At 65.9% G+C, this 1,566-nt stretch carries 2 protein-coding genes; both read right to left on the reverse strand.

Translation table 11 applies throughout. The features are described 5' to 3' along the window. Positions 1 to 167 precede the first annotated feature (167 nt). On the reverse strand, positions 168 to 998 hold the full coding sequence (locus G0Q01_RS25620; protein ID WP_164213966.1) for a type IV secretion system protein: 831 nt from the start codon (positions 996 to 998) through the stop codon (positions 168 to 170). Further along, positions 991 to 1,566: lytic transglycosylase domain-containing protein (locus G0Q01_RS27230; RefSeq protein WP_164213967.1), on the reverse strand; the 576-nt coding region annotated here is incomplete at its 5' end. The genes G0Q01_RS25620 and G0Q01_RS27230, both read right to left, overlap by 8 nt.

Below are 1,566 nucleotides of genomic sequence, written 5' to 3' on the forward strand. Positions count from 1 at the left end.
TCCACCGCCGCGACGGCCGCGGCGCTCAGCTCCGGTGCCGAGACGGCGCTGTAGTCCTCGGCCCAGGCGACACCGGCCACACCTGCCAGGACAAAGCCCGCCGTCAGGCCCGTGATCATCTTCGCAAACATATGGGTCTCCTCTTTCAAATCGCGTGGGGGCGCCGCTCAGTCGGCGGTGCCCGAGTAATCAAAGAAGCTGCGTTCCTTGGCCTGCTCAGCGGCCCAGTTCACGCCGGTCTGGCCCTGGGCGAGGCCGGCGGCAGCGTTGAGGCGCCACATCTGGCCGAGCATGAAGTTCGTCTCGGCCGCCATGCGGGTGTTGAGATCGACACTCTCCTTGAGCGTCTCCTGATTGGCGATCTCATCCACCAGCCCGTTGACCCGCTCGAGGCTGGATTCCGCTTCCTCATAGGAGAGCTGCGCCGCGGCGATCGCCGTTGCGCTGGTGCCGGCGGTCTGGGCGATGACCTTGTCTTGGGGGTTCTCCGAGGAAGAGAGCTGCGAGAGCCGATCGGAGGTCAGCCCGGCCGAGGCCAGCGTCTCGCGCATCTGCTCGGCGGCGTGCTTTTCGCCCATGGTGACGTCGCCATCGAGGAGGTTGTCGAGCAGGGCGTCGAAATCCCCCATGGCTAGGTCATCGGCAAAGCCGCTGAGATCGGTGATCTTGGCGGCGCGGTCCCGCAGGTCTTCGGTGCTGTTGTAGAGCGTGGCGATGTCATTGAAGCCGGTCAGCGAGTCCCCGATGAACTCGAGGCTGGTGATCTGCTCCATCTGCAGCTCGATCTGCTTTTTCAGCTGCTGGATTTGCTCGATCTGGTTCTCGGCATCCTGCAGCGCCTGCTGCAGCTGCTCCACGTTCTTTGCAAGGTTCGACCCGTCGATGACCGGCACGCCCTGGGCGAGGCCGGGCGCGGCCAGCGAGAGCGCCGCGATGCCGGCTAGGCCGAGGCGGATAGCAAAGCGGCGCAGGGCCGTGCGAGCGGTCCTTTCACTCATCGCGATACTCCCAGAAATTTGTGGCCTGCAGACCTTGGGCGGCGTCCGACATGCCGCGGGCGCCGTCGACCTTCACCTGCGCGGCGCGCAGGCGCAGGGTCAGCGCCATGAGACGGGCCCGCTCGGCCATCATGTAGGTGTTGTGATCGACGGCCTGCTTTTCCGTCTCGGGCCTGGCCTGCTGCAAGAGGCCATAGATGCGCTGCATCGCGTGATCGATCTGGCCATTCACCTCGCCGGCGTAGCCCATGGAGGCCTCCGACCAATTGCCCCATTGCGCCGACGCGCCGTCGACCCCGGCGAGCGTGCCGGTCTGGTCTTTACCGGTGATGAGCGTGAGGTAGGTCTCAAAGTAGCCGCGGATCCGGCGGACGTAGTTCTGGGTCTCGTCGAAGGGCGGCACGCCGCCGTATTTGTCGACATTGCCGGGGCCGGCGTTATAAGCGGCGAGGGCAAAATCGATGCGGCCGTAGGACTTGAGCTGGGCCAGGATGTAGCGCGCCCCGCCGTCGAGGTTCTGCCAGGGATCGCGCGGATCGACGCCAAGATCGGCGGCGGTGCCGGGCAT

It is taken from the genome of Salipiger sp. PrR007, from assembly GCF_010499845.1.
Taxonomy (GTDB): Bacteria; Pseudomonadota; Alphaproteobacteria; order Rhodobacterales; family Rhodobacteraceae; genus Salipiger; species Salipiger pacificus_A.

What these genes read in the sequence shown, in the direction of transcription:
- G0Q01_RS25620 (WP_164213966.1), bottom strand. Translation starts at nt 998, where the DNA reads ATGAGTGAAAGGACCGCTCGCACGGCCCTGCGCCGCTTTGCTATCCGC.